Origin of the sequence: Haloplanus ruber (assembly GCF_024494725.1) — an archaeon.
GTDB classification, from domain to species: domain Archaea; phylum Halobacteriota; class Halobacteria; order Halobacteriales; family Haloferacaceae; genus Haloplanus; species Haloplanus ruber.
Map to the genome: position 1 here is coordinate 259122 of NZ_JANHDK010000001.1, position 20881 is coordinate 280002.

At 65.1% G+C, this 20881-nt stretch carries 25 protein-coding genes and 2 tRNA genes; 21 read left to right on the forward strand and 6 right to left on the reverse strand.

The annotated features are described in order from the left end of the window. The first annotated feature begins 176 nt into the window (after positions 1-176). The 4 genes from NO878_RS01335 to NO878_RS01350 are packed head-to-tail and all read left to right on the forward strand — an operon-like array spanning position 177 to position 7820. A complete protein-coding gene (locus tag NO878_RS01335) occupies positions 177-2243 on the forward strand; it encodes a PrkA family serine protein kinase (RefSeq protein WP_256404165.1) in 2067 nt (688 codons plus the stop codon). Further along, complete coding sequence (locus NO878_RS01340; RefSeq protein WP_256404166.1) at positions 2240-4495, forward strand: PrkA family serine protein kinase; 2256 nt, start codon at positions 2240-2242, stop codon at positions 4493-4495. Before NO878_RS01335 ends, NO878_RS01340 begins: the two co-directional genes overlap by 4 nt. Beyond that, positions 4486-5817: a YeaH/YhbH family protein gene (locus NO878_RS01345; protein WP_256404167.1), complete on the forward strand. Its 1332-nt coding sequence runs from the start codon at positions 4486-4488 to the stop codon at positions 5815-5817. Before NO878_RS01340 ends, NO878_RS01345 begins: the two co-directional genes overlap by 10 nt. Beyond that, positions 5814-7820 carry a SpoVR family protein gene (locus NO878_RS01350; protein WP_256404168.1) on the forward strand — a complete coding sequence of 669 codons (2007 nt, stop codon included), beginning with the start codon at positions 5814-5816 and terminating at the stop codon, positions 7818-7820. The genes NO878_RS01345 and NO878_RS01350 overlap by 4 nt, the downstream gene beginning before the upstream one ends. Here the strand turns inward: NO878_RS01350 and NO878_RS01355 are convergent. The 6 genes from NO878_RS01355 to NO878_RS01380 form a co-directional block, all read right to left on the reverse strand. Then, on the reverse strand, positions 7817-8320 hold the full coding sequence (locus NO878_RS01355; RefSeq protein ID WP_256404169.1) for a winged helix-turn-helix domain-containing protein: 504 nt from the start codon (positions 8318-8320) through the stop codon (positions 7817-7819). The genes NO878_RS01350 and NO878_RS01355 overlap by 4 nt on opposite strands. Positions 8321-8802: 482 nt before the next feature. Then, positions 8803-9027, reverse strand: coding sequence for a hypothetical protein (locus NO878_RS01360; protein WP_379824178.1), 225 nt, complete (start codon positions 9025-9027; stop codon positions 8803-8805). Positions 9028-9175: 148 nt separating this feature from the next. Further along, positions 9176-9250, reverse strand: a tRNA-Glu gene (locus tag NO878_RS01365). A gap of 55 nt (positions 9251-9305) precedes the next feature. Then, on the reverse strand, positions 9306-10889 hold the full coding sequence (locus NO878_RS01370) for a sensor histidine kinase (protein ID WP_256404171.1): 1584 nt from the start codon (positions 10887-10889) through the stop codon (positions 9306-9308). 77 nt (positions 10890-10966) lie between these two features. Further along, complete coding sequence (locus tag NO878_RS01375) at positions 10967-11518, reverse strand: hypothetical protein (RefSeq protein WP_256404172.1); 552 nt, start codon at positions 11516-11518, stop codon at positions 10967-10969. A 128-nt stretch (positions 11519-11646) separates the two neighbouring features. Beyond that, positions 11647-11717: transfer RNA gene (locus NO878_RS01380), tRNA-Gly, on the reverse strand. A gap of 219 nt (positions 11718-11936) precedes the next feature. Here NO878_RS01380 and NO878_RS01385 point away from each other — a divergent pair. From NO878_RS01385 to NO878_RS01465, 17 genes are read left to right on the forward strand one after another with little or no spacing between them, the layout of a single operon-like run. Beyond that, complete coding sequence (locus NO878_RS01385; protein ID WP_256404173.1) at positions 11937-12779, forward strand: putative RNA uridine N3 methyltransferase; 843 nt, start codon at positions 11937-11939, stop codon at positions 12777-12779. A 4-nt stretch (positions 12780-12783) separates the two neighbouring features. Then, positions 12784-13800 carry a 50S ribosomal protein L3 gene (locus NO878_RS01390; RefSeq protein ID WP_256404174.1) on the forward strand — a complete coding sequence of 339 codons (1017 nt, stop codon included), beginning with the start codon at positions 12784-12786 and terminating at the stop codon, positions 13798-13800. 3 nt (positions 13801-13803) lie between these two features. Further along, complete coding sequence (gene rpl4p / locus NO878_RS01395; protein ID WP_256404175.1) at positions 13804-14550, forward strand: 50S ribosomal protein L4; 747 nt, start codon at positions 13804-13806, stop codon at positions 14548-14550. After that, positions 14547-14801, forward strand: a complete 255-nt coding sequence (locus NO878_RS01400; RefSeq protein ID WP_256404176.1) for a 50S ribosomal protein L23 — start codon at positions 14547-14549, stop codon at positions 14799-14801. The genes rpl4p and NO878_RS01400 overlap by 4 nt, the downstream gene beginning before the upstream one ends. 1 nt (position 14802) lies before the next feature. After that, positions 14803-15525, forward strand: coding sequence for a 50S ribosomal protein L2 (locus tag NO878_RS01405; protein WP_256404177.1), 723 nt, complete (start codon positions 14803-14805; stop codon positions 15523-15525). Next, positions 15525-15947, forward strand: a complete 423-nt coding sequence (locus NO878_RS01410; protein WP_256404178.1) for a 30S ribosomal protein S19 — start codon at positions 15525-15527, stop codon at positions 15945-15947. The genes NO878_RS01405 and NO878_RS01410 overlap by 1 nt, the downstream gene beginning before the upstream one ends. A 3-nt stretch (positions 15948-15950) precedes the next feature. Further along, complete coding sequence (locus NO878_RS01415; RefSeq protein WP_256404179.1) at positions 15951-16412, forward strand: 50S ribosomal protein L22; 462 nt, start codon at positions 15951-15953, stop codon at positions 16410-16412. Beyond that, the gene (locus NO878_RS01420; protein ID WP_256404180.1) at positions 16412-17353 is read left to right on the forward strand and encodes a 30S ribosomal protein S3; all 942 of its coding nucleotides are present in this window, start codon (positions 16412-16414) and stop codon (positions 17351-17353) included. Before NO878_RS01415 ends, NO878_RS01420 begins: the two co-directional genes overlap by 1 nt. Next, a complete protein-coding gene (gene rpmC, locus NO878_RS01425; protein ID WP_256404181.1) occupies positions 17353-17559 on the forward strand; it encodes a 50S ribosomal protein L29 in 207 nt (68 codons plus the stop codon). Before NO878_RS01420 ends, rpmC begins: the two co-directional genes overlap by 1 nt. Beyond that, positions 17559-17942, forward strand: coding sequence for a ribonuclease P protein component 1 (locus tag NO878_RS01430; protein ID WP_256404182.1), 384 nt, complete (start codon positions 17559-17561; stop codon positions 17940-17942). The genes rpmC and NO878_RS01430 overlap by 1 nt, the downstream gene beginning before the upstream one ends. Next, complete coding sequence (locus NO878_RS01435) at positions 17933-18259, forward strand: 30S ribosomal protein S17 (RefSeq protein WP_256404183.1); 327 nt, start codon at positions 17933-17935, stop codon at positions 18257-18259. Before NO878_RS01430 ends, NO878_RS01435 begins: the two co-directional genes overlap by 10 nt. Then, positions 18259-18657 (forward strand): 50S ribosomal protein L14, encoded by a 399-nt coding sequence (locus NO878_RS01440; protein ID WP_157690810.1) that lies wholly within the window; start codon positions 18259-18261, stop codon positions 18655-18657. The genes NO878_RS01435 and NO878_RS01440 overlap by 1 nt, the downstream gene beginning before the upstream one ends. Further along, positions 18654-19010, forward strand: coding sequence for a 50S ribosomal protein L24 (rplX, locus tag NO878_RS01445; RefSeq protein WP_256404184.1), 357 nt, complete (start codon positions 18654-18656; stop codon positions 19008-19010). Before NO878_RS01440 ends, rplX begins: the two co-directional genes overlap by 4 nt. After that, a complete protein-coding gene (locus NO878_RS01450; RefSeq protein ID WP_256404185.1) occupies positions 19007-19768 on the forward strand; it encodes a 30S ribosomal protein S4e in 762 nt (253 codons plus the stop codon). The genes rplX and NO878_RS01450 overlap by 4 nt, the downstream gene beginning before the upstream one ends. Further along, positions 19765-20292, forward strand: coding sequence for a 50S ribosomal protein L5 (locus NO878_RS01455; protein WP_256404186.1), 528 nt, complete (start codon positions 19765-19767; stop codon positions 20290-20292). The genes NO878_RS01450 and NO878_RS01455 overlap by 4 nt, the downstream gene beginning before the upstream one ends. After that, positions 20289-20486: a 30S ribosomal protein S14 gene (locus tag NO878_RS01460; RefSeq protein WP_256404187.1), complete on the forward strand. Its 198-nt coding sequence runs from the start codon at positions 20289-20291 to the stop codon at positions 20484-20486. Before NO878_RS01455 ends, NO878_RS01460 begins: the two co-directional genes overlap by 4 nt. A 2-nt stretch (positions 20487-20488) precedes the next feature. Next, positions 20489-20881, forward strand: a complete 393-nt coding sequence (locus NO878_RS01465) for a 30S ribosomal protein S8 (protein ID WP_256404188.1) — start codon at positions 20489-20491, stop codon at positions 20879-20881.

The following is a 20881-nucleotide window of genomic DNA, read 5'->3' on the forward strand; positions in this document are numbered from 1 at the left end:
TTATAGTCTCGGTTACCAGCTGACCGAACGACCGCCGACCGTCTCCCCGCCGTCCGGCGTTCACTGGCATCGATACGCGTATCCCGTGGTCGCGACCGGGGCGTGGTAGGAGTAGCCATACCACGTAGGGCGGGAGGACGCGACGCCGGTCCCCAGGCCCGAGACACGACGAGACAATGACGAAGGAAACCCTCGAAGACCTCAGCCAGCACTACAAGGAATCGGTTCCCGCGGACCTTCGCGAAGCGAAGCGCTTCGATTGGTATCTGGACGAGGTGTACGACGATCCGCGGATCGCTCGCAACTCCCACCAGCGCGTCGCCGACATGTTCGACTACTACGGGACGGAGTACGACGAGGACGCTGGTGTGGTGGAGTACCTCATGGCCTCGGAAGACCCGTTACACGACGGGGAGAACACCTTCTACGGCCGTGAGGTCCACGAGTCGATCCACGAGTTCGTCAACAAGGTGAAAAGCGGTGCCCGGGGACTCGGCCCGGAGAAACGAATCAAACTGCTGCTCGGCCCCGTCGGCTCCGGCAAGTCCCACTTCGACTGGATGGTGCGGCGCTATTTCGAAGACTACACGATGGACGACGACGGCCGGATGTACACCTTCCGCTGGGTGAATCTCTGTGACATCGTCCGCGATCAGGACCCCGCGGACGACACCGTCGTCTCGCCGATGAACCAGGACCCCCTGGTACTGCTGCCCCAGGAGCAACGCGATCAGGTGCTCGAACGGTTGAACGAGGCGTTGGACGCCCCCTACACGATCCGAAACGAGCAGTCTCTCGACCCGGCCAGCGAGTTCTACATGGACCGCCTGCTGGCCCACTACGACGACGACCTGAAGGCGGTCCTCGACAACCACGTCGAGATCATCCGCCTGGTCGCCTCGGAGAACAAGCGCCAGTGCGTCGAGACCTTCGAGCCGAAGGACAAGAAAAATCAGGACGAGACCGAGTTGACGGGCGACGTCAACTACTCGAAGATCGCGATCTACGGCGAGAGCGACCCCCGGGCTTTCGACTACTCCGGCGCCTTCTGTAACGCCAACCGTGGGCTGTTCTCGGGGGAGGAACTCCTGAAACTCCAGCGGGAGTTCCTCTATGACTTCCTGCACGCCTCCCAGGAGCAGACGATCAAGCCCAAGAACAACCCCCGGATCGACATCGACCAGGTGATCGTCGGGCGCACCAACATGCCCGAATACCGGGACAAGAAAGGCGACGAGAAGATGGAGGCGTTCAACGACCGCACCAAGCGCATCGACTTCCCTTACGTCTTAGAGTACAGCGAGGAGGCCGAGATATACCGGAAGATGCTCCGAAACGCCGACGTGCCGGATATGCACATCGAGCCACACGCCATGGAGATGGCCGGACTCTTCGGCGTCCTCACCCGGATCACCGACCCCGACGGCGAGAACGTCACGCTGGTCCAGAAGGCAAAGGCGTACAACGGCGAGATCGACGAAGCCGACGATGTCGACGTCAAGAAACTCCGTGAGGAAGGCGAGCGAACGGCCGACATCGCCGAGGGAATGGACGGCGTCTCCGCGCGGTTCATCGGCGACGAGATCGCCGAGGCCATCATGGACGCTACCCACCGCGACCGGGAGTACCTCTCGCCGCTTTCGGTGTTCACCCACTTCGAGCGCAACCTCGAGAATCACGGCTCGATCCCCGAGGAGAACGTCGACCGCTACCACCGCTATCTCGAACTCGTTCGCCAGGAGTACAAGGAACGGGCCATCGAGGACGTCCGGCACGCTCTCGCCTACGACGTGGACGAGATTCGCCGGCAGGGCGAGAAGTATATGGACCACGTCATGGCCTACATCGACGACGCCACCGTGACCGACGAGTTGACCGGGCGAGAGCAGGAACCTGACGAGACGTTCCTGCGCTCGGTCGAGGAGAAGTTGGATATCCCCAGCGACCGCAAGGACGACTTCCGACAGGAGGTGTCCAACTGGGTGAGCCGTCGTGCCCGGGAGGGCGAGGGGTTCGACCCGCAGGACAACGACCGCCTGCGGCGCGCTCTAGAGCGGAAACTCTGGGAAGATAAGAAACACAACATCAACTTCTCGGCACTGGTGTCGGCGAACGAACTCGACGACGACGAGCGAAGCGCGTGGGTCGACGCGCTGATCGAGCAGGGTTACTCCCGCGAGGGAGCCACCGAGGTCCTCGAGTTCGCCGGTGCGGAGGTCGCAAAGAGCGAACTCGAAGGATGACTCAAAAGTACATCCGCGCCGGCGACGAGGCGCTCTCCGGGGCCTACGAGGAGCCGACGAGCCTCGAAGCGTACGTCGAGCGGGCGCTGGAACGCCCCTCTATCGCCTCCCACGCCCCGAAGTACCTCCTCGAAGCCATCGAGTCGATGGGCACCCGAGAGGTCATCGAAGAGGGGGAACGGCGGGAGCGCTACCGGTTTTTCGACGACCCTGCCAACGACGGCGAACACGCCGTCCTCGGCAACACCGAGGTGTTGAACGGCTTCGTCGACGACCTCCGGACCATCGCCGCGGATCGGGGCAAACGCGAGAAGATCATCTGGTTCGACGGGCCGACCGCGACCGGCAAGTCCGAACTCAAGCGGTGTCTGATCAACGGTCTCCGGGAGTACTCGAAGACCGAGGCTGGCCGGCGCTACACCGTCGAGTGGAACGTCACCAACGGCAGCGAGGAGCGCGGCCTCAGCTACGGCGACGGGGTGGACCGCGAGGACGACTGGTACGAGAGTCCCGTCCAGTCCCACCCGCTGTCGGTGTTTCCCCCCGACGTCCGGGCGTCGATCCTCGCCGACCTCAACGCGGACGCACACGTGCCGACGCGTGTCGAGGCCGACCTCGACCCATTCTGTCGGGAGGCGTACGACCTCCTCGAGGAGCGCTACCGACGGGCGGGTGGCACCAACCTGTTCTCCTCGATCACCGACCCCCGACATCTCCGGGTGAAAAACTACGTCGTCGACGTGGGCAAGGGGATTGGCGTCCTCCACTCCGAGGACGACGGCTCCCCCAAGGAGCGACTGGTCGGGTCGTGGATGCCCGGAATGCTCCGCGAACTCGACTCCCGAGGGCGGAAGAACCCACAAGCGTTCTCCTACGACGGCGTCCTGTCGCAGGGCAACGGCCTGCTGACGGTCGTCGAGGACGCCTCCCAACACGCCGATCTACTGCGGAAACTCCTGAATGTCCCGGACGAGGGGCGGGTAAAACTCGATAAGGGCATCGGGATGGACATCGACACCCAACTGCTCATCATCTCGAATCCCGACCTCGACGTGGAACTCGACCAGTACGCCGACCGCAACGGGCGCGACCCGCTGAAGGCGCTGAAGCGACGCCTCGACAAACACGAGTTCGCCTATCTCACCAACCTCTCGCTGGAGGCCGAGTTGATCCGGCGGGAGCTGACCGCCGAGACAGCCGTCTGGGAGGCAGAGGGGTACGCCGACCTCGAATCTCGGGTTCGCGAGGGGCTGACGCTATCGACCCGCGACGGCGGCGGCGGAGTCGTCGACCGCGAACTCGCGCCTCACGCCGTCGAGGCGGCGGCGCTGTACAGCGTCGTCACTCGCCTCGACGGCGAGGACGTTCCCGGGAATCGGACGCTCGTCGAGAAGGCCCTCCTCTTCGATCAGGGCTACCTCCAGGAGGGCGACGAACGGATCGAGGCCGACGACTTCGAGTTCGACGGCGACGACGGAAGCCACGGCGTCCCCGTCACCTACACCCGCGACGTGATCGCGGACTTACTCCAGGCCGACGCCGACCGACACCACCCGGAACTACCGGTCGAACGGGTCGTCATGCCCGACGACATCCTGGACGCGATGGCTGAGGGGCTAGACGACGCGCCGGTGTTCTCGCGGGCCGAGGCCGCCGAGTACGAAAACCGCCTCGCGGTCGTCAAAAGCTACGTCTTCGACCGACAGGAGGCGGATGTTCTCGACGCGTTGCTCGCCGACAAGGCCGTCGACGAGGACACCGTCGCCGAGTACGTCGAACACGTCTTCGCGTGGGCGAACGACGAGCAGGTGGCGACCGAGCGTGGTCCCGTCGACCCCGACCCCCTGCTGATGCGGGTGTTCGAGACCGAACACCTGGGGCGGTTCGGTGCCGGCGCGTACGACGGTGAGCGGCCGGCAGATCGGGTCGCGGAGTTCCGTCGCGAGAAGGTCATCACGGCGATCAACCGCTACGCCTGGGAGAACCGCGACGAGGACTTCGCCATCGAGAACGTCGACGTGGCCGACATTCCGGTCATCCGGGCGGTGCTCGACGCCCACGACTGGAGCGACGTCCAGCGGCTGTTCGACGGCTTCGACCCCGCCCAGTGGACGGACCCGCCCTCGGGGACCGAGACCGAGCGACTCAAAGAGCGCACCCTGTCCCACCTGCAGGCACACGGCTATTCGCCCGCGTCGGCGGAGCTGACCGGACGGAAGGTGATGCGGGAGGTGAGCTACCGATGGGGCTGAGAGAGGACCTCGAACGCTTCTACGAGGTGGGCGAGCGACGCCGGGAGGATCTCGCGGAGTTCATCAGCTACGGTGATCTCGGCGGGAGCGGTCCGGAGAGCATCCGGATTCCGATAAAGGTGGTCGACCTGCCGGAGTTCGCCTACGACCCTCGGGACCGCGGCGGGGTCGGTCAGGGACAGGACGGCCCGCCCGATGTCGGTCAGCCGGTCGAGCGACCGACGCCCGACGCCGACGACGGCGACGACGCGGACGGCGACGAGGACGGCGACCCTGGCGAAGAGGGGGCAGACCACGAGTACTACGAGATGGACCCCGAGGAGTTCGCCCAGGAACTCGACGAGGAACTCGGTCTCGACCTGGAGCCGAAAGGCAAGGAGGTGGTCGAGGAAGTCGAGGGTGACTTCACGGAACTCACCCGCGCCGGGCCGAACAGCACCCTCGACTTCGAGCGCCTGTTCAAGCGGGGGTTGAAGCGAAAACTGGCGATGGACTTCGACGAGGAGTTCGTCCGCGAGACCATGCGCGTCGCCGGAGCCACCCCCGATAAGGTGTTCCGGTGGTGTCGCGGGGAGAACGTCCTCGTCTCCCGGGCCTGGATCGAGGACCGCTGGGAGTCGATCCCCGACGACGAGCGCGGACGATGGGAGAGCTTCGAGGAGCTGATCGACAGCGTCGAGCGGACGACCACGCTCGAACGCATCCGTCGCGATGGGCTTCGTGACGTGCCCTTCCGCCGCGAGGACGAGCGCTATCGCCACCCCGAGGTGATCGAGAAGACCGAGAAGAACGTGGTCGTAGTGAATATCCGCGACGTGTCGGGGAGTATGCGCGAGGGGAAACGCGAACTCGTCGAGCGGACCTTCACGCCGCTGGACTGGTATCTCACCGGCAAGTACGACCGCGCGGAGTTCGTCTACATCGCCCACGACGCGGAGGCGTGGGAGGTTGACCGCGACGACTTCTTCGGCATCCGCTCGGGTGGCGGGACCCGCATCTCCTCGGCGTACGAACTCGCCGCGGAGGTCCTTGAAGAGCGGTATCCCTGGGCAGAGTGGAACCGCTATGTCTTCGCCGCGGGTGACTCGGAGAACTCCAGCAATGACACCCGGGAGAACGTCGTCCCTCTGATGGAGGAGATCCCGGCGAACCTGCACGCGTACGTCGAGACCCAACCGGGGGGGACGGCGATCAACGCCACCCACGCCGAGGAGGTCGAACGCGCGTTCGAGAACCGCGACGGCGTCGTCGTCACGTACGTTGCCGAGCCGGCGGACGTGACCGACGCCATCTACGAGATACTGAGCACCGAGGACCAATGAGAGACGACCGCACCGACGCACGACGGGAGGCGAGCCGACTCACGGAACCGGTCGAAGAGGCCGCGAATCTGGCCCGGAAACTCGGCCTCGATCCGTATCCGGTCAACTACTGGATCGTCGATCACGACGAGATGAACGAACTCATCGCCTACGGCGGGTTCCAGCGGCGGTACCCCCACTGGCGGTGGGGGATGGCCTACGACCGCCAGCGCAAACAGGACCAGTTCGGCATGGGCAAGGCGTTCGAAATCGTCAACAACGACAATCCTGCCCACGCCTTCCTTCAAGAGTCGAACTCGCTGGCCGATCAGAAGGCGGTCATCACCCACGTCGAGGCCCACGCCGACTTCTTTGCCAACAACGAGTGGTTCGGGCTGTTCGGCGACGGCAACGGTGAGGGACGCGCCGACCTAGACGCCGCGGCCATGCTCGAACGCCACGCCGAAACCATCAGGGACTACGTGGAAGATCCGGAGATCGACCGCGACGAAGTCGAGCGATTCGTCGACGCCGTCCTCTGTCTGGAGGACACTATCGATCAACATCGGGCGTTCGCGCGCGCGGACGAGCGCCGCGGGAGCGAGGCCCCGCCGGACCTCCGGGAGCGCCTCGACGAACTCGACGTCTCCGAGGACGTCCGCCGCCACGCCTTCGACGAGGAGTGGCTGGACGACCTAGCCGAATCCGAACGGGCGGCCGCCCGTCTCGACGAACCGCATACGGACGTGCTTGCCTTCCTCCGAGAACACGGACAGCAGTTCGACGAGGAGTCGGGTAAAGCCGAACCGTTCGAGCCGTGGCAGACCGACGTGCTCGACGTTCTCCGGCGGGAGGCGTACTACTTCGCCGGACAGAAGATGACGAAGGTGCTCAACGAGGGCTGGGCGAGCTTCTGGGAGTCGCTGATGATGAGCGACGAGGGCTTCGCCGGCGACGACGAGTTCGTCACCTACGCCGACCACATGGCTCGGGTGCTCGGATCGCCCGGGCTCAACCCCTACAAACTCGGGAAGGAACTCTGGGAGTACGTCGAGAACGTGACCAACCGACGCGAGGTGGTCGATCACCTCCTGCGGATCGAGGGTGTCACCTGGCGGAACTTTCACGACGTGGTCGACTTCGAGGCTGTCGAGGCGCTCTTGGCGCCCGATCCAGCCGTCGCGTCGATCACCACCGCCTCGCTCGACGGCCTCAACCCCGACGACCCGCGGATCGACGCCGACGCCCTTGAGCGTGCGCGGGCCGGGGAAGTCGACGTGGAGCGATACCCCTGGAAGGTGCTCACCACCGCGGGGCTGGCCGAGCGTCACTTCTCGCTGTCGAAACCCCAGAACCGGGGGTTCCTCGGTCGGATCCGACGGTCGGAGCTCGAACGGCTGGCGCGGTATATGTTCGACGACGCGAAATACGACGATATCGAAGCAGCCCTCGCCGACGTGGACTACGAGGTCGGCTGGCGGCGGATGCGCGAACTCCGGGAGAGTCACAACGACGTGACCTTCATCGACGCGTTCCTGTCCGAGGAGTTCGTGACCGAGAACGACTACTTCACCTACGAGTACTCGCGGGCGACCGACGACTTCCGCGTCGCCTCGAACGACCCCGAAGACGTGAAAAAGAAGCTCCTCCTGCAGTTCACTAACTTCGGGAAGCCGACCGTCGCGGTCTACGACGGAAACTTCGACAACCGCAACGAACTGCTCCTCGGCCACCAGTACAACGGCATCGACCTCGACATCGAGCAAGCAAAGCGCGTGCTCGAACGCACCTACGACCTGTGGGGACGGCCGGTGAATCTGATGACCATCGTCAAGGGGTACGACGAACACGAACTCGAGATTGCCCGACGGCGCAACCGCGAACCGACGCCGACCGAGGTAGGCAAACGCATTCGGTACGACGGCGACCGGTTCGAAACTCACGACCTCGATCCGGAACTCGAAGAGCGCATCGCCGCCAACGACATCGACTACGACACGAAACCCGACGACTGGCTGAACTAGTCGGTGCCGGAGTCCTCGGCCGCGGCGTGTCCCCCGATCCGGTCACGGCGCGCGACATACGCATTGGCGCCGGCGACGACGGCAAAGAGGACCACGGTCAGGCCCGCGGCGGCCATCCCCGACACCACGCCCAGCCACGCCGCCACGAGGAGTCCCAGCGCGAGCGCCGAGAGGCCGAGATAGCACGCGTCCCACGGTACCTCACGCTCGTCGGGAGTCGAGAGATACGCCTCTAGTTCGGCCGCCCGGTCGGTGAGCGTGATCGTCCCTCGGTTCCGGTCGTACTCGACGATACCGGCCTCGTCGAGTTTCGGCAGGTGGGTCTGGTGGAGCGACGTGTAGACCCGCTTGCGCTGTTTGTAGTCGACTTCCGCCACCGGGATATCGTTCTCCCACGCGGCGATCCGCTCGGCGAGGTCACCGAGCGACGCCGACTCCGCGTCGCGACGGAGGTAACGGAGCACGTCCCGCCGCCGCCGGTTGCTCAGGATCGAGAACACATCGTCTCTCGACAGTCGATCCGGCCGTTGGGGTTCGCGACGACGGGGTTTCTGTATAGACATGTGTAGTCCGGGCGGGTGCGGGAGTGGATCGCTCCGAAACGGAGACTAGACCGATCCTATGAGCGGTCACATTGCGTATACTATTCCGTCCGTTGATAAATTCACCCCCACCGCGCCCCCGACGACCGACGTATCGCCACCACATCATCAGTGGAGAGTCGCCCGGTGGCACCGCCCGTTCGCGTTTCCGGCCCGCGTCGCCCCGGACGCCGCCGTCACAACCATGCCCGGTCAGGTATCTTGGTCGTCGGCTCGAATGGCCTCACGAACCGGACAGCTCACAGCACCGACGTATCGGACAGCCGTTCAGACACGTGTTCTCCAAGTTGGACTGTTCAGTACAGCGTGCAACAGACCGTCGTCGGAACTGGAATCAGCGGACGTCTCCGACGGATGCTCACCGCGGCAGCGTTATGCGGCTATTCGGCGACGACAACCGGCGTCGAACCGGCAACGATGGCGCCCGTAGCGAGTATCGCAGCGGAAAGCGCGACGAAATCGCCACTTGGTGAATAGCCGGCTAGCCCTGCACCCATCTGAACGATGAACACCGTGATGAAGTAACTGATGATGGCGAAGACTAGCAACACGATTGATGCGATAATACTACTCACTAACACGCCGAATGAGTCAAGAAATCCCATATCACCCGACAGACCCGCGGCTGCCATTTACCACTTGGGACATATCCACGGGAAGTCAGCCCGTTTCGCCGTTCAGTCAGTACCGATAGCTCGGCCGTCCGAACCATCTCTAAGCGATACTAGTTACTCACAGAATACGGTCTGAGGATGCTCGGTCAGGGATTCGAACCCTGGTCGTCGGCTCGAAAGGCCAACATGATTGGCCGGACTACACCAACCGAGCGTACATCGAAGGACGTGACGGCTATTGATAAATCCGTCTCTTTCGGTCGCCGCGGTCACGAGTCAGTCACGAACTCGAAGCGTGCGCCGCCGGTCTCGCTGTTTGTCACCCTGAGGGGCCAGTCGTGAGCGGCGGCGATGTCCTCGACGACGCCTAGGCCGATACCGGTTCCTCCCTCCGCCGTCGAGACGCCGAATTCGAGGACCGCCTTGCGCTCGTCCGCGGGGATGCCGGGTCCGTCGTCAGCGACGTAGAATCCGCCGTCGTCGGGGAGACTGCCAACGGTCACGGCGACGCTCGCGCCCGACCCATCGTCGGTGGAGCGATGATCCACGCTATCATCGGACTCTGTCCGGTTGTCAGTGGAGCTATGCTCCACACTATTCCGAAACAGGTTCTCGAGTAGCTGTTGGACGCGGGTTCGGTCGCCGCAGACGTCGAGTCCGTCCGCGACGGTGAGCGTCGCGTCCTCCGTTCGGACCTGCGCCCAGGCGTCTTTGGCTACCTCCGCGAGGTCGAGTTCCGCGGGGTCCTCGACCTCCTGTCCGGCGCGAGCCACCGCGAGGACGTCCTCGATGATGGCGGCCATCCGGTCGTGTGATTCCTCGACTTTGTCCAGCAGGTCGTTATCGCACTCCTCGCGGGCGGTGTCGAGCCAGCCGTCCGCGACGTTCAGGGGGTTGCGAAGGTCGTGTGAGACGAGGGTCGCGAACCGTTCGAGGCGGTCGTTCTGTCGGCGGAGGCGCTCGGCCACCAGCTTGCGTTCGAGGGCGACGCTCACCCACCGACCCATCAGATCGACGAGCGTAACCTCCCAGTCCGAGAACGGCTCCGTGCGCGGTTCGTTGCTGTAAAAGCAGAACGTCCCGTAGACGTCGCCCTCGACGATCACGGGCGTTCCGAGATAGCAGTTCACGCCGAACTCGGTGACGTCCTGTTGTTCGGCTATCTCCGGGGCCTCGGCCGCGACGTTCGCGAGCACCAACGTCTCCTCGGTGAGGACGATGCGCTCGCAACTCGTCGTCTCCAGGTCGACCACGTCACCCGCCGCCAGGGAGTCGTCGGGGGCGCGAACCACCTCGAAGATATACTCATCACCCTGCACGCGCGAGAGGGTGCCGTAGTCGGTATCGAAAACCCGCTGGCCGATCCGCAGGAGGTCGTCGATCCGCGTCTCGAAGCACGACTCCCCGTCAGCGATGACCTCGTACATCTCTCGGAGCGTCGCCTCGCGGAACTCAAGTTCCTCGCGGCGACGACGCCGCTCTGTGATGTCGCGGAAACAGATCGTAAGCCCCGTTGAGGAGGGATAAGCACGGACCTCGAACCAGACGTCCAGCGGCGCGAAATACTCCTCGAACGTGACAGTCTCGCCCGTCTGCATCGCTTCCCGGTATCGCTCCTCGAAGGTCGTGCCCCGGGCGCCCGGGAGCAGTTCCCAGAAGCTCCGCCCGACGAGTTCTTCGACCGTGTGCGTCTCGCCGACGGCGTCACAGATGAGTTCGCGGGTCCGCTCGTTCAGATACGTGAGTCGCCACTCGGTGTCGAGGCCCAGAACCCCGTCGATCATCCGATCGAGCACCTGAGCGTATCGGTCACCCTCGTCGACATCGGCGTGCCGGTCCGCGCCGTCACTCATCGTCGATCATCGCCGCCAAGTTCATCACGTCTTGTACACGCCACCCACAAAAAAGCCCAACGGTGGGCTCTCCACGCTCAGGCGACGAGTTCGAAGGTCGCGGTGTGGGACTCCGACGTCCGGTGTAACTGGAGTTCGCCGACGGCCATCGACACCGTCAGTCGTCCTGTCGGCCAGTCGTCCGTGCCGAAGGTCATCGCGTCTTCCCAAGTGTAGACTCCGGCCGTGTCGACGGTTCTGTCCATCTCCCGATTGCGCCGGACGATCAGGTCGCCGTCCGCGAGGACGTCGACACCCTCCTTGAGGTTGATCGTCCCCGAGGGGACACGCAGGCGGTAGCGAAAGGCGACGACGGCGGGCCGACCCCGCCGCAGGCGCTCGATCCGATTTGCCTCCAGGTCGCCGGATTCGCCCCACGTCGAAACCATCCCTACGTCGAGCAACTGGGGTCGGTATCGCTGCTCCGGGGGTGTGCGGGCGGGCGTCGATGTAGGCGTCTTCGTTTCCGTCTCCGTCGCCGTCTCCGTCGACACCACCGTCCCCGTGGACGTTCCGGTGTCTGGCTCCGGTGTCGACCCACATCCGGCCAGCCCGGCCCCCGCGGCAACGAGAAACGTACGCCGATCCATGCCCTCCGTTCGTGGAGTGATTGGCATAAGCGTTCGTCACCGGCGCGGCGTCTCGGTGGGTTCCCGCACCGGTCTCGAAGTCGGCCGCCCGTGTCTCGCACCGCTCACGGTCGTTAGAATTCTGAAAATGCGCTGGCTGGGATTTGAACCCAGGTTGTGACCATGGCAAGGTCACGTGATACCACTACACTACCAGCGCCCTTCGCATCTACACAGACCGGGGACTGATTATTAAGGGTTCCGAAATCGGCCCCAACCGAGGGCGGGCGTGGTGATACTCCCCACGACAGAACTCCCCACGAATCGGCGTTTTGGCGCGTGTGAGGCCGTCACAGCCCGCTGGAGCTTTCGCTACCCTTTTACCGGAGGATGCGGTACAGATTGCACAGTCTAGTGACGTGACGCGGAAAGGCCCGGCATGACGTTCAGCGTGCTCGTGCCGTCTTCCCTCGTCCGGGAAGCCGAGGACAAACGCGAGGCAACTCGCAAACTCGGTTACGTCGCCCGCGCGGCGACGGTGTTCCGGGCAGATCGGCTGGTCGTCTTCCCCGACGTGGAAGGCGAGCGCCGCTGGGGAGGCGGGTTCGTCGAAGTCGTGCTTCGGTACGCCGCCACGCCCCCCTACCTCCGAAAGGAGGCGTGGGGGCGGCGGGACGAACTGGAGTACGCTGGCGTGTTGCCGCCCCTCCGCGTCTCGTCACGGACCGGCTCCGGACCGGAGCGTCCGGGGTCGTTACAAGAGGGAATCGTGACCGAGGTCGGACCTGACGGCCGCGTTCGGGTCAATTGCGCACTGCAACACCCGATCTCCCTCCTCCTCCCTGACGGGATGGAGGTGAGCGAAGGAGAGCGCGTCGCCATCAGGATCTCTTCGAGAGAGCCGGTCCGCGCCCGGATCGTCGACGAACCCCCACCGGGGTTCGCGATCCGGCGTGCGGACCTGTCGGAAGCGCTGGCCCGTTCCGACGCGGGACGACGCATCGCGGCGTCCCGCCACGGGACGGTGCTGTCGGTCGACCGATTGGCCGACATCGTCGGGCGCTCGGGCGACATGACCGTCGCCTTCGGGGCGCCCGGGCGAGGGCTTCCGGCCATCCTCGACGTATCGGTCGAGGACGTCGCCCAGGCGGGCGATTCGGACGTCGAACCCGGACCGGGGTTCGACCTCTGGCTGAATACGATTCCGCGACAGGGAAGCGAGACGGTGCGAACCGAGGAAGCGATGTTCGCGTCGCTTGCACCCCTGACACTCACGGAGTAAATCCATGCCACAACCAAGCAGACCACGAAAAGGCTCGATGGGCTTCGGCCCGCGCAAGCGCGCGACCAGCGAAGTCCCGCGCATTCGCTCGTGGCCCGACGACGACGGCGCTCCCGCGCTGCAGGGCTTTGCCGGCTACAAGGCCGGCATGACCCACGTCGTCATGGTCAACGACGAGGCCAACTCCCCCCGTGAGGGGATGGAGGAGTCGGTCCCGGTGACCGTCGTCGAGACGCCACCGATGCGGGCAGTCGCCCTGCGAGCCTACGAAGACACGTCGTACGGACTGAAGCCGACAACCGAAGTGTGGACCGACGAGTTCCACCCGGAACTCGACCGCACGCTCGACCTGCCGGCCGAAGACAGCTTCGAGGCGGACGCCGATGCGCTCCGCGAGGCCGTCGAGAGCGGTTCGATCGACGACCTGCGGATGATCACCCACACGGTCCCGAGCGAACTGGCGAACGTCCCGAAGAAAAAGCCCGACGTGATGGAGACACGCGTCGGCGGCGGCTCGATCGGCGAGCGCGTCGACTTCGGGCTGGACCTGCTCGAAGACGGCGGCGAACACGACATGGCAGATGTGTTCCGCGCCGGCGAGTTCATGGACGCAAGCGGCATCACGAAGGGGAAAGGCACTCAGGGCCCGGTCAAGCGCTGGGGCGTGCAAAAGCGGAAGGGCAAACACGCCCGCCAGGGGTGGCGCCGACGGATCGGCAACCTCGGCCCGTGGAACCCGTCCCGGGTTCGCTCGACGGTCCCGCAGCAGGGACAGACGGGCTACCACCAGCGGACGGAGCTCAACAAGCGCCTGATCGACATGGGCGACGGCGACGAGCCGTCCGTCGACGGCGGCTTCGTCAACTACGGCGAGGTCGACGGGTCGTACGCGCTCGTGAAAGGCTCGCTGCCGGGTCCGGACCAGCGGCTCCTTCGCTTCCGCCCGGCCATCCGACCGAACGACCAGCCGCGCCTCGACCCCGAGGTGCGGTACGTTTCGACCGCATCCAACCAGGGATAACATATGCAAGCAACAGTACGCGATCTGAACGGCGAGGATGCGGGCACGGTGGACCTCCCCGAGGTCTTCGAGACGGCCTACCGGCCGGACCTCATCAAGCGTGCCGTCCTGGCCGCACAGGCGAACCGAAAACAGGCGTACGGTGCCGACCCCTACGCCGGGCTGCGAACCCCGGCGGAGTCCTTCGGGAGCGGCCGCGGGATGGCCCACGTGCCCCGAGAGAACGGGCAGGCCGCCCGCGTCCCCCAGACAGTCGGCGGGCGCAAGGCGCACCCGCCGAAAGCCGAGAAAGAGCAGGGGAAGGAAATCAACGACAAGGAGCGAAAACTGGCAGTCCGCTCGGCCATCGCTGCGACGGCCGACACCGAACGTGTGGCCGAGCGCGGTCACGCGTTCGACACGGACCTCTCGCTCCCGCTGGTCGTCAGCGACGACTTCGAGGATCTGGTCAAGACTCGCGAAGTCGTCGATCTGCTGGAGACGCTCGGCGTCCACGCCGACGTCGAACGCGCCGACGACGGCCGGTCGGTCAAGGCTGGCCAGGGCAAGGCCCGCGGGCGCAAGTACCGCGAGCCGACGTCGATCCTGTTCGTGACGAGCGAGGAGCCGTCGAAGGCGGCCCGAAACCTCGCCGGCGCGGACGTGACGACCGCCCACGAGGTCAACGCCGAGGATCTGGCGCCCGGCACGGACGCCGGTCGCCTCACGCTCTGGACGGAGAGCGCCGTCGCGGAGGTGGCGGACCGATGAGTTCGATCATCAAGAACCCGCTGGTGACCGAGAAGGCGATGGACGAGATGGACTTCGACAACAAGCTTCAGTTCATCGTCGACCTCGACGCCACGAAAGGCGAGGTCGCTGAAGCCATCGAGTCCCGCTACGAGGTGACGATCACGAAGGTGAACACGCAGATCACCGCACAAGGCGAGAAGAAGGCCGTCGTCTCCCTCTCCGAGGACGACGACGCGCAGGAAATCGCCTCGCGAATCGGGGTGTTCTAAGATGGGACGACGCATTCAAGGCCAGCGGCGTGGTCGCGGTGGGCCAACGTTCCGTGCCCCCAGCCACCGCTACAAGGCCGAACTCGAACACAAGAAGGACGAAGAGCGCGACACGATCTCAGGAGAGATCGTCGACATCGAACACGACCCCGCTCGCTCGGCGCCGATAGCGGCCGTCGAGTTCGAGGACGGGGATCGACGACTCGTCCTCGCCCCCGAGGGCGTGGCGGTCGGCGAGACCATCCAGGTCGGCGTCTCGGCGGAGATCAAGCCCGGGAACACGCTCCCGCTGGCGGAGATCCCCGAGGGCGTCCCGGTCTGTAACGTCGAGAGTAGCCCGGGCGACGGCGGCAAGTTCGCCCGCGCCTCCGGGACGAGTGCTCAGCTCATGACCCACGACAAACGCGTCGCGGTCGTGAAACTGCCGAGCGGCCAGGTCAAACGGCTCAACCCGCAGTGTCGCGCCACGGTCGGTGTGGTCGCGGGCGGCGGTCGGACGGAGAAACCGTTCGTCAAGGCCGGCAACAAACACCACAAGATGAAATCGCGCGGCACGAAGTGGCCGCGGGTCCGTGGGGTCGCGATGAACGCCGTCGACCACCCATTCGGTGGCGGCGGCCGCCAGCACCCCGGGAAGCCCAAGTCCGTCTCGCGGAACGCGCCGCCGGGACGGAAGGTAGGCGATATCGCGTCGAAGCGAACCGGACGCGGAGGTAACAAATAATGAGTTCCGACTACCGAACCGGCCGCGAGGGTGAGTTCACCTACCGCGGCCACACGCTCGACGAGCTGCAGTCAATGTCGCTCGACGAGGTCGCGGAACTGCTTCCCGCTCGACAGCGGCGAACCATCACCCGAGGCCTGTCGGTCGAACACCAGAAACTGCTCGACCGAGCCCGCGAGGCCGGGGAAGAGGAGACGGCCAACGACCCGATCCGCACCCACCTCCGCGATATGCCCATCGTCCCCTCGATGGTCGGGCTGACCTTCTCGGTCTACAACGGGCAGGAGTTCCAGCGCGTCGCGGTCGAACCCGAGATGATCGGGCACTACCTCGGCGAGTTCCAGCTCACCCGGACGTCGGTCGAGCACGGTCAGGCCGGTATCGGCGCGACACGGTCCTCGAAGTTCGTGCCACTCAAGTAACACATGGGAATCAACTACAGCGTCGAGGCCGACCCGGAGACGACCGCCAAGGCGATGCTCCGAGAGCGGCCCATCAGCATCAAGCACAGCAAGGCCATCGCCCGCCAGATCAAGGGGATGACCGTCGCCGACGCCGAGGAGTACCTTCAGGCGGTCATCGACGAGGAACGGTCGGTTCCGTTCAAACAGCACAACACCGGTGTCGGTCACCGGAGCGACATCGACGGCTGGGACGCCGGCCGCTACCCCGAGAAGGCCAGCAAGGACTTCCAGAAACTGCTCACGAACGCGAGCAACAACGCGGACGAGCAGGGGTTCGACGGCGAGTCGATGACGATCAAGCACGTCGCCGCCCACAAGGTCGGCGAACGGCAGGGTCGCAAGCCCCGTGCGTTCGGTCGTGCGGACCCGTGGAACACCACGCTCTGTGACGTCGAACTGATCATCGAGGAGGACGACCAATAATGGCCGACGAACACCAGTTCATCGAGAACGGACTCCAGCGCTCCCAGATCGACGAGTTCTTCGCGGACGAACTCGGCCGCGCGGGCTACGGCGGCATGGACGTCGCCAAGACCCCGATGGGGACCCAGATCGTCCTCAAGGCCGAGAAGCCCGGCATGGTCATCGGCAAAGGCGGGAAGAATATCCGCAAGGTGACCACCGAACTCGAAGAGCGATTCGACCTCGACGACCCACAGATCGACGTCCAAGAGGTCGACGAACCGGACCTGAACGCCCGCATCGTCGCGGACCGCCTAGCCAACGCCCTCGAGCGTGGCTGGTACTTCCGCAAGGCGGGCCACACGACCATCGACCGGATCATGGAAGCCGGCGCCCTCGGCGCCGAGATCGTCCTCTCCGGGAAGGTCACCGGCGCCCGCTCGCGCGTCGAGAAGTTCAACCGCGGCTACATCAAGCACAACGGCGAACCCGCCGAGTCCATCGTCGACGATGGCCAGGGCGTCGCCGTGATGAAACTCGGCACGATCGGCGTGAACGTGAAGATCATCCCGCCGGGCGCCGAACTGCCCGACGACTTCGAAATCGCCGAGGACGCCGACGTCGAACCGGTCGAGCAGGCCGCGGAGACCGGCGGCGGCGTCGAGGAACTCCTCGAGGAAGACCCCGAGGAGGTCCCCGACGTCGGCGAGGACGAGGACGTCGAGGTGCCGACCGAGACGCCCGACGACCTGGACGAGGGCCTCGACGAGGAGATCGTCGAGGAAGTCGTCGAGGAGGAACTGCCGGGTGAGGACGACGAGGCCGACACGGAGGCCGACGAGGCCGAGACTGACGCCGTCGACGAAGATGTCGACGAGGACGTCGACGAGGAGACGATGGACGAGGCGGCCGACCTCGTTGAGGAGATGGAAGAAGCGGCCGACGAGGAGGAGGACGCATAATGGCGATCCTTCACGTCGAGGAGATTCGCGACATGACGCCCGCAGAACGCGAGGCGGAACTCGAGGATCTCGAGACGGAACTGCTGAACGCGAAGGCGGTGCAGGCGGCCGGCGGAATGCCGGAGAACCCTTCGCGGGTTGGCGAACTGAAAAAGACCATCGCGCGGATCAAGACGATCCAGCGCGAAGAAGGCGACCTCGAATAATGCCACTCACACCCGAGACCCTGACACGACACGAACTCGTTGGCCTGCAGACGCGGGTCGTCGAGTCGACGAACCCCGACAGCGTCGGGATCGGTGGCCGCGTCGTCGACGAGACGATGCGGACGCTCGTGATCGAAGGGGATCGGGTGCGACGCGTCCCCAAGCAGGGGACGACCTTCGAGTTTGCCCTGCCGCGCACAGATGAAGCCGCCGACGCCGAGAAGGCGTCGGGGACCACGTTCGAACTTCCGTCGGAAACTGCCGGCCGAACCGGTCAGTCGGACGGCTGCGAGGACGTGGCCTACGTTACGGTGGATGGCACACGACTGCTCTCACGACCCGCCTTGCGAACCGAGAAGGCAGGTGTATCCATATGGCGATAGGACTGAACGTAACCGAACCGGAGGAGCCTTGCTCCGACCAGAACTGTCCGTTCCACGGCTCGCTTGCCGTCCGCGGACAGACGCTGGAAGGCACGGTCGCCTCCACAGCGATGGAAAAGACGGTCGTCGTGGAACGCGAATACGACGTTCGCGTTCCGAAGTACGACCGATACATGAAACGCCGGAGTCGCATTCCGGCCCACGCACCCCCGTGTCTGGGCCTCGCGGAAGGCGACCAAGTCCGCATCGCGGAGACGCGACCCCTCTCGAAGACCAAATCACACGTGGTCGTCGAGATACTGGGAGGTGACGAGTGATGGAGGCGCTGAAGGCCGACGTCACGCGTGGCCTCGCTAAGGGGTCGCTCGTCAACTGTGCGGACAACACGGGAGCGCGCGAGCTGAAGATCATCAGCGTCGCGGGCTACTCCGGAACGAAGAATCGACACCCCAAAGCGGGCATCGGCGACAAGGTGACCGTCTCGGTCACCAAGGGCACGCCGGAGATGCGGCGGCAGGTGCTGGAGGCGGTTGTCGTCCGCCAGCGCAAGCCGATCCGACGCCCCAGCGGCACGCGCGTGAAATTCGAGGACAACGCCGCCGTCGTCATCGACGACATGGAGGAGCCTCGCGGGACCGAGATCAAGGGTCCCGTCGCACGCGAAGTCGCCGAACGCTTCGGGAGCATCGCATCGACAGCGACGATGATCGTATGACTCGACAGCCACACAAAGAGCGCACACGGAAGCGGTCGGCGCCCCTGCACGAGCGTCAGGTCCAGGTTCGCTCCACGCTGGCCGACGACCTCCGCGAGGAGTACGGCCAGCGGAGCGTCCGCGTCAACGCGGGCGACACCGTCGAAGTGCTCCGCGGCGACCACGCCGGCGAGGAAGCCGAGGTGCTCGCGGTGGATCTGACCGACGAGGTCGTTCACGTCGAGGACGTCACCATCGAGAAGGCCGACGGCGAGGAAGTGCCCCGGCCCCTCGACGCGAGCAACCTTCGCGTGACGGAACTGAACCTGGAAGACGAGCGCCGACAGGCGCGCCTAGAGGAGGATAGCGAATGACGCGACACCAGAAACGACTCTCGGTCCCGAAGTCCTGGCCGGTCGAGCGGAAGACCGCGACCTGGACGGTGAAAGCCGGTGCCGGTCCGCACGGCGAGGCAGGGGTTCCCCTGCTGATCGTCCTGCGGGACGTGCTCGGCTACGTCGACTCGCGCAAGGAAGCCGACTACGCGCTGAACCAAGGGAGCGTCCTCGTCAACGGGGACGCCGTCTCCGACGTCGAACGCCCAATCGGGATGTTCGACATTCTCGCGTTCGCGGAACGCGAGGAGTTCTACCGCGTGTTCCCGGACGAGGGCGGTCGGCTGTCACTGACCCCCATCGACGCCGACGCGGCGGGCAGCCGCCTCGGCAAGATCGTCCGCAAGACGCAGGTGACTGGCGGCGACTTCCAGTTCACGCTGCACGACGGCACGAACCTGCGCGTCCCCGCGGACGAGGCCGGCGAGTACGCCACCGGTGACTCCCTGGTCGTCGACAACGAGACCAAGGAGATCGTCGCCCACTTCGTCTACGAAGAGGGCGCGCTGGTGACGGCCGTCGCCGGCAGTCACGCCGGCGAGATCGGTGAGATCGACACGATCACCGTCACGCCGGGCAGCGGTGACAATGCTGTCACCGTCCAGCAGGACGACGACGACGGCTTCGAGACAATCGAGGACTACGTCGTCGTGATCGACGAGAACTTCACCGACGGAGGTGCCGACGACGAGTCGGCAGCAAGTCGGACCGAGTCCGACGGAGGTGACGACGAATGAGCGAGAGCGAGTCGTCGGAGTTCCACGAGATGCGCGAACCGCGGATCGAGAAGGTCGTCGTCCACATGGGTGTGGGCGAAGGTGGCCGCGAACTCGCGGACGCCGAGGAGATCCTCGAGGACGTCACCGGACAGCAAAGCGTCCGGACGACGGCCCGTGGGACGGTACAGAACTTCAACGTCCGCGAGGGCGACCCCATCGGCGCGAAGGTTACCCTTCGCGGCGAGAGCGCGGTCGCGTTCCTCGAGACGGCACTCCCGCTGGTCGATCTCTCGACCTCGCAGTTCGATGAGACGGGGAACGTGAGCTTCGGCATCGAGGAACACACGGCGTTCCCGAGCCAGGAGTACGACCCGAACATCGGTATCTACGGGCTTGACGTGACCGTCAACATGGTCCGCCCGGGATACCGCGTCGCGAAGCGCGACAAGATGTCGCGGTCGATCCCGTCGAATCACCGACTCGATCCGTCGGACGCAGTCGACTTCGTCGAAGCGAACTTCGACGTGGAGGTAACGGAATGAGCGAAAGCGAAAGTGAATCAAGCCAGGACGGGCGCGACGTGACCGGAGAGCACGCCACGCCGCGTACCGACGACCGACACCAGTGTCGTCGGTGCGGGCGCAAGCAGGGACTTGTCGGCAAGTACGACATTTTCCTCTGCCGGCAGTGTTTCCGCGAGGTCGCCCGAGACATGGGCTTCAGGAAGTACCGATAACAATGGCAGGGAACGACCCCCTCTCGAACGCGCTCTCGGGGCTCGATAACGCCGAGAGCGTGGGACATCTGTCCCACACTGTACAGCCCGCCTCGAACGTGATCGGATCGGTGCTCGAGGTCTTCTACGACCGCGGGTACATCGACGGATTCGAGTTCGTCGACGACGGCAAATCCGGTCGCTTCGAGATCGAACTGAAAGGCGCGATCAACCACTGTGGCGTCGTCAAGCCCCGCTACTCCGCGGGCGCGGACGAGTTCGAAAAGTGGGAGAAGCGATATCTCCCGGCCCGCGACTACGGGGCACTCGTCGTCACGACGAGCCACGGCGTCATGAGCCACTACGAAGCCCGCGACCAGGGCATCGGTGGCCAGGTGATCGCATACGTCTACTAA

What these genes read in the sequence shown, in the direction of transcription:
- NO878_RS01335 (WP_256404165.1), top strand. Translation starts at nt 177, where the DNA reads ATGACGAAGGAAACCCTCGAAGACCTCAGCCAGCACTACAAGGAATCG.
- NO878_RS01340 (WP_256404166.1), top strand. Translation starts at nt 2,240, where the DNA reads ATGACTCAAAAGTACATCCGCGCCGGCGACGAGGCGCTCTCCGGGGCC.
- NO878_RS01345 (WP_256404167.1), top strand. Translation starts at nt 4,486, where the DNA reads ATGGGGCTGAGAGAGGACCTCGAACGCTTCTACGAGGTGGGCGAGCGA.
- NO878_RS01350 (WP_256404168.1), top strand. Translation starts at nt 5,814, where the DNA reads ATGAGAGACGACCGCACCGACGCACGACGGGAGGCGAGCCGACTCACG.
- NO878_RS01360 (WP_379824178.1), bottom strand. Translation starts at nt 9,027, where the DNA reads ATGGGATTTCTTGACTCATTCGGCGTGTTAGTGAGTAGTATTATCGCA.
- NO878_RS01370 (WP_256404171.1), bottom strand. Translation starts at nt 10,889, where the DNA reads ATGAGTGACGGCGCGGACCGGCACGCCGATGTCGACGAGGGTGACCGA.
- NO878_RS01375 (WP_256404172.1), bottom strand. Translation starts at nt 11,518, where the DNA reads ATGGATCGGCGTACGTTTCTCGTTGCCGCGGGGGCCGGGCTGGCCGGA.
- NO878_RS01385 (WP_256404173.1), top strand. Translation starts at nt 11,937, where the DNA reads ATGACGTTCAGCGTGCTCGTGCCGTCTTCCCTCGTCCGGGAAGCCGAG.
- NO878_RS01390 (WP_256404174.1), top strand. Translation starts at nt 12,784, where the DNA reads ATGCCACAACCAAGCAGACCACGAAAAGGCTCGATGGGCTTCGGCCCG.
- rpl4p (WP_256404175.1), top strand. Translation starts at nt 13,804, where the DNA reads ATGCAAGCAACAGTACGCGATCTGAACGGCGAGGATGCGGGCACGGTG.
- NO878_RS01400 (WP_256404176.1), top strand. Translation starts at nt 14,547, where the DNA reads ATGAGTTCGATCATCAAGAACCCGCTGGTGACCGAGAAGGCGATGGAC.
- NO878_RS01405 (WP_256404177.1), top strand. Translation starts at nt 14,803, where the DNA reads ATGGGACGACGCATTCAAGGCCAGCGGCGTGGTCGCGGTGGGCCAACG.
- NO878_RS01410 (WP_256404178.1), top strand. Translation starts at nt 15,525, where the DNA reads ATGAGTTCCGACTACCGAACCGGCCGCGAGGGTGAGTTCACCTACCGC.
- NO878_RS01415 (WP_256404179.1), top strand. Translation starts at nt 15,951, where the DNA reads ATGGGAATCAACTACAGCGTCGAGGCCGACCCGGAGACGACCGCCAAG.
- NO878_RS01420 (WP_256404180.1), top strand. Translation starts at nt 16,412, where the DNA reads ATGGCCGACGAACACCAGTTCATCGAGAACGGACTCCAGCGCTCCCAG.
- rpmC (WP_256404181.1), top strand. Translation starts at nt 17,353, where the DNA reads ATGGCGATCCTTCACGTCGAGGAGATTCGCGACATGACGCCCGCAGAA.
- NO878_RS01430 (WP_256404182.1), top strand. Translation starts at nt 17,559, where the DNA reads ATGCCACTCACACCCGAGACCCTGACACGACACGAACTCGTTGGCCTG.
- NO878_RS01435 (WP_256404183.1), top strand. Translation starts at nt 17,933, where the DNA reads ATGGCGATAGGACTGAACGTAACCGAACCGGAGGAGCCTTGCTCCGAC.
- NO878_RS01440 (WP_157690810.1), top strand. Translation starts at nt 18,259, where the DNA reads ATGGAGGCGCTGAAGGCCGACGTCACGCGTGGCCTCGCTAAGGGGTCG.
- rplX (WP_256404184.1), top strand. Translation starts at nt 18,654, where the DNA reads ATGACTCGACAGCCACACAAAGAGCGCACACGGAAGCGGTCGGCGCCC.
- NO878_RS01450 (WP_256404185.1), top strand. Translation starts at nt 19,007, where the DNA reads ATGACGCGACACCAGAAACGACTCTCGGTCCCGAAGTCCTGGCCGGTC.
- NO878_RS01455 (WP_256404186.1), top strand. Translation starts at nt 19,765, where the DNA reads ATGAGCGAGAGCGAGTCGTCGGAGTTCCACGAGATGCGCGAACCGCGG.
- NO878_RS01460 (WP_256404187.1), top strand. Translation starts at nt 20,289, where the DNA reads ATGAGCGAAAGCGAAAGTGAATCAAGCCAGGACGGGCGCGACGTGACC.
- NO878_RS01465 (WP_256404188.1), top strand. Translation starts at nt 20,489, where the DNA reads ATGGCAGGGAACGACCCCCTCTCGAACGCGCTCTCGGGGCTCGATAAC.